This is a genomic window from uncultured Campylobacter sp. (genome assembly GCF_937973075.1).
Lineage (GTDB): Bacteria > Campylobacterota > Campylobacteria > Campylobacterales > Campylobacteraceae > Campylobacter_B.
This window is the reverse complement of the sequence record NZ_CALBWL010000003.1, coordinates 1-4237: the sequence shown is the minus strand read 5'-3', so window position 1 is coordinate 4237 and position 4237 is coordinate 1. Positions and strand designations below refer to the sequence as shown.

Annotated in this window: 3 protein-coding genes; 1 reads left to right on the top strand and 2 read right to left on the bottom strand. The window is 45.1% G+C overall.

Annotated elements, in window-relative coordinates:
- Positions 1-116 precede the first annotated feature (116 nt).
- Together Q0274_RS00130 and murA are read right to left on the bottom strand one after the other, a co-directional pair.
- Entirely contained in the window at positions 117-1298 is a 1182-nt protein-coding gene (locus Q0274_RS00130; protein ID WP_298026442.1) for a molybdopterin molybdotransferase MoeA, read from the bottom strand.
- Between the two features lie 469 nt (positions 1299-1767).
- The gene (murA, locus tag Q0274_RS00125) at positions 1768-3036 is read right to left on the bottom strand and encodes a UDP-N-acetylglucosamine 1-carboxyvinyltransferase (RefSeq protein ID WP_298026440.1); all 1269 of its coding nucleotides are present in this window, start codon (positions 3034-3036) and stop codon (positions 1768-1770) included.
- Positions 3037-3161: 125 nt separating this feature from the next.
- Between murA and Q0274_RS00120 the strand changes: the two genes are divergently transcribed.
- On the top strand, positions 3162-3797 hold the full coding sequence (locus Q0274_RS00120; RefSeq protein WP_005870540.1) for an NlpC/P60 family protein: 636 nt from the start codon (positions 3162-3164) through the stop codon (positions 3795-3797).
- Positions 3798-4237: the final 440 nt, after the last annotated feature.

The following is a 4237-nucleotide window of genomic DNA, read 5'->3' as shown; positions in this document are numbered from 1 at the left end:
GAACTCGCGACATCAACCATGGCAAGGTTGCGCTCTACCACTGAGCTATTCCCGCATGCGGTAAAAATAAAGCGCGATTGTAGCCTATAAATTTTCATTTGTCAATAATTTCTCGCTTAAATTTCATAAATTTTTACGATTTCTCCAGCGCGAACTTTGTCGCATTCGGGATCAGCCAATAAAAAATGCGATGCCGCAGCCAGCGGTCTGATGCGCCCAGAAGGCGACGGCATAGGCGTAAAAACTCCGCCTTCGTATGCGCCTACGGTTAAATTTACTCTGCCGCTTTTTAGCTTCAGATCGCTTGCGAGCTTGGCATATATCGCCGCTTCTGCGCTAAAAGCCTCGCTTGCGCCGCTAAGCTTAAATAAGATCGGCAGTATGACTGCGCGTGTAAGCACGAAAGCAGCCATCGGATTGCCCGCCATTGCAAAGACGAATTTGCCGTCTTTTGCGAAGCACTTGCTGGGGCGGCCGGGCTTGATATCAATGTGATCGAAAACCTGCAAAAATCCAAGTTCGCTCATAGCGCTTTGCATAAAATCCGCCTCCCCAGCGCTTGCTCCACCGCTGGTAATTAGCACGTCAAATTTACGCGTAGCAGCGTCTAGCGCCTCGCAAACCGCGCTAAAATCATCCTTTAAAATCCCTAAATACTCATTTTCAAAGCCGTATTTTTGCAGCAATGCAGCAATACCACTAGAGTTGGCGTTATAAATTTCGCGCTCGCTCGCACTCTGCCACGGCTCTTTTAGCTCGTTGCCGCTTGAAAATAGAGCGATTTTAGGACGCGCGTAAACGTCCACTTCGTAAATTCCTTGCGCAGCAAGAAGCATGATTTTAGCAGGGTTTAAAATTTCGCCACGGTGCAATAAAAGCTCGCCCGCGCGCACCTCCTCGCCTTTTTTACGAAAGCCGTCGTGGGCATGAACGGAAGCGGGGATTTTTAGAGTTCCACCTTGCGCGTTTACATCCTCTAGCCTCGCGACAGAGTCCGCGCCTGCAGGCATTGGCGCGCCGGTCATTATCTTTTGTGCCTGTCCGGCCTTGATTTCATAAAATTTTTCGTCTCCTGCAAAAATCGTAGGCTCTACGATCTCTAGCTCTTCGTCTTTGAAGCCCGCCGCGTAGGCATAGCCGTCAAGCGCCGAATTATCGAAGCAGGGTAGGTTTTTAATCGCAGAAATATCGCTAGAAAGGATGCGACCTAGGGCGCTGGGAAGGGGCACCATTTCGCTCCGCCTGCTTGATGTGATTCTAGCCGTAGCCAAATCTATAGCCTCATTTATTCCTATCATTTTAAGTCCTTTTTATCATTTTTACATTTAAAATCTGCGCAGTTAATATCTCGCGTGGTCTTAAATTTTATGTTGCGCCAAAGCTTGCAAAGCAAAATTTACCCAAATAAATGCGCGAAATTTCATGGGCTCAATTGCCTTATTTTGCTGCTAGCGTTACTTAAAATTTTAAAACATATCACTCGTAAAATTCCACTTTGCCGTAGGAATTCCGCTCGCATGTACTTAAAGAATTTCACCACAGCTAGTTCATTAAATTTTACCAAAGCTCGCCACTTAAATTCTTAAGGAACTCATCCTTGAAATTCTACCAGCATTTCCTTCAAAAGTCCGCCGCATTTAGCTTTAGCGATTTAATGCATTGCTGCTGATAGAATTTACGTGGCTCTTACGTAGCGTGGCATTTCAAAACGCGTTTTGCGTAAAATCCCGCATCGCTTGCTTGCACAAGTTTTTTATTCCGAAGTCTTCATTCCTCAAGCCTCTGTATGTCTGCACCAAGCGCACCAAGCTTAGCTTCCAGCCTCTCATAGCCACGATCTAGATGATAAATTCTATGTACGTTACTCGTGCCTTTTGCGGCGAGCGCGGCGAGCACGAGTGCGGAGCTTGCGCGCAGATCGGTCGCCATCACGTCTGCGCCGTTTAGCTTGCCGCCGCTGATAGTCGCGATGTGTCCGTTTAAACGGATATCTGCGCCCATTCTTGAGAGTTCGCTAACGTGCATGAAGCGGTTTTCAAAAAGTCTCTCGTCGATGGTGCTGACGCCCGTGGCTACACACGCCAGTGCCATAAACTGCGCCTGCATATCAGTAGGAAAGCCCGGATATTCGCTCGTGATGATCTCTACGGGTTTGATCTTTGAGGCGGGCAGGATCGTGATCTCGTCGCCACCGTTTGAAATTTCAAATTTAAAGCCCATATCTTCAAATTTTGCAAGCACGGCGCCAAGATGAGCCGCGCAAGCGTGCGTGATCGTGATACGGGAGCCCGTGATCGCGCCCGCGCACAGATAGGTGCCTGCCTCGATGCGATCGGGAATGATCGAAATTTCATCCAGGCCTAAAAGCTCGCTGCCGCTTCCTTTGATGAGAATCTCGTTCGTGCCGATGCCCTCTATGTCGATGCCTGCGCTTTTTAATGCGTTGCAAACGGCGATTACTTCGGGCTCTTTCGCCGCGTTTATGATATGCGTGGTGCCGCTTGCTAAAGCTGCCGCCATTACGATGTTTTCGGTACCGGTGACGGTAATTTTGTCAAAATTTATAGTCGCGCCCTTAAGCCCCTTTTTTGCGGTGCAAACGACGTAACCCTGCTCGATCTTAACCTCTGCGCCCATCTTTTCAAGCGCGCTAAGGTGTAGATCGATTGGTCTTGCGCCGATCGCGCAGCCCCCGGGAAGGCTTACCTCGCAGTGTCTAAACCGCGCTAAAAGCGGTCCCAGCACCAAGATCGAAGCGCGCATTTTACGCACTATGTCGTAGATCGCTTTGGTCGAGTTTATCTCGCGCGGATCGATTTTGGCGGTATTGGCGTCAAGAAACTCGCATTTTGCGCCTAAATTTGAAAGCAGCTGAATTAGCGTGTGGATATCGGAAACTGCGGGTAAATTTTTAATTACGACTTCGTTTTTTGAAAGGATAGATAGGGCTATGAGCGGCAGTGCGGCGTTTTTTGCGCCACTTATTTTGACGCTGCCGCTTAGTTTTTTGCCCCCGTTAATTCGTAGATAATGCATGATTTCTCCGTGTAAAATTTTGGCGATTATACAGAATTTAGCTTTAAAGTTACCATTTTGTTACCGCCAGGCGCTAAAATTACGCCCAAAATTAACCGTTACATAATTTTATAAGGATTTTTTATATGAAACAACTAATTATTTGCGCTTTGGGTGCGTTTTTGCTGGTCGGTTGCTCCTCAAAAGCCCCGTCTGCCGGCAGCCAGCAAGCGTATGTCTTAAACGATCATGAAGAAGGAATAACTTCGGTGCCGGGAAGCGAGTTTAACCGCCCGCTAATCGCATCTGTAGACGATTACACCGGCACTCGCGCGGGAGGGGACTGCAGCGGATTTATCACCGTGCTAAATGATAAATACGATGATCTGTTTTTTAACTCAAAAGATCTGCCGAAATACTTTACCAACGGACGTAAATCCCAAGCAATATATAATTATTACAGCCGTAAAAATTTACTCAGCAATACGCCGCGAGTGGGGGATTTGGTATTTTTTCAAAACACCTTGCGTTCTAACAAAGGCAAGGTCAATAACGAAATCAGTCATATCGGTATCGTGCGCGAGATCTATGCTGATGGTCGCGTGAAATTTGTCCACAATACTCGCGGTAGAAATCAAGCGGACTTCGTAAATTTAAATAAGAAAAACGTCCATGTAGCGGGACAAAAGATGGAAAATAGCTATATCGTCCGCTGCGGCAAAGACCGCATAAGCTGCCTAGCATCGAACCGCTTCGCAGGATACGGACGGGTGAATAACTAGAATTTTAAAAATTCTTTCGCCGTATTTTTTGAAAAATTTCTCATAACTTTTGGAATTTATTAGATTTTATGAAATTTCGTTAGACCTTTTAAAAATTCGCGGCGGTTTGATTTAGGCTCTAGAATTTCAAGTAAGATTTTGCAGATAAATCGCTTGGAATTGTGGCTGTAACCTAGCTTTGCAGAATTTATTAAATTCCTAAAATTCTAATCAAATTTTAGAATTTTATGGTTTTTAAACTCCTGCAGCAAAAACTTATGAATAAAAACTCATTTTGATGCTGTTATGGCAAGTCAAATTAGCATTTTTAACGCGTAATTATATATAACAAGCATTTAAAATATTTACTCTAAAATTTATTTTGGAATTAATTTAAACTCAAATTTTTGTTATTCTTAGTATAATTATACTTATAATTATACATAAAATTCTACGAAATA

Excerpts from the sequence above, each read along its gene's own strand:
- murA (WP_298026440.1), bottom strand. The coding sequence starts at position 3,036 with ATGCATTATCTACGAATTAACGGGGGCAAAAAACTAAGCGGCAGCGTC.
- Q0274_RS00120 (WP_005870540.1), top strand. The coding sequence starts at position 3,162 with ATGAAACAACTAATTATTTGCGCTTTGGGTGCGTTTTTGCTGGTCGGT.
- Q0274_RS00130 (WP_298026442.1), bottom strand. The coding sequence starts at position 1,298 with ATGATAGGAATAAATGAGGCTATAGATTTGGCTACGGCTAGAATCACA.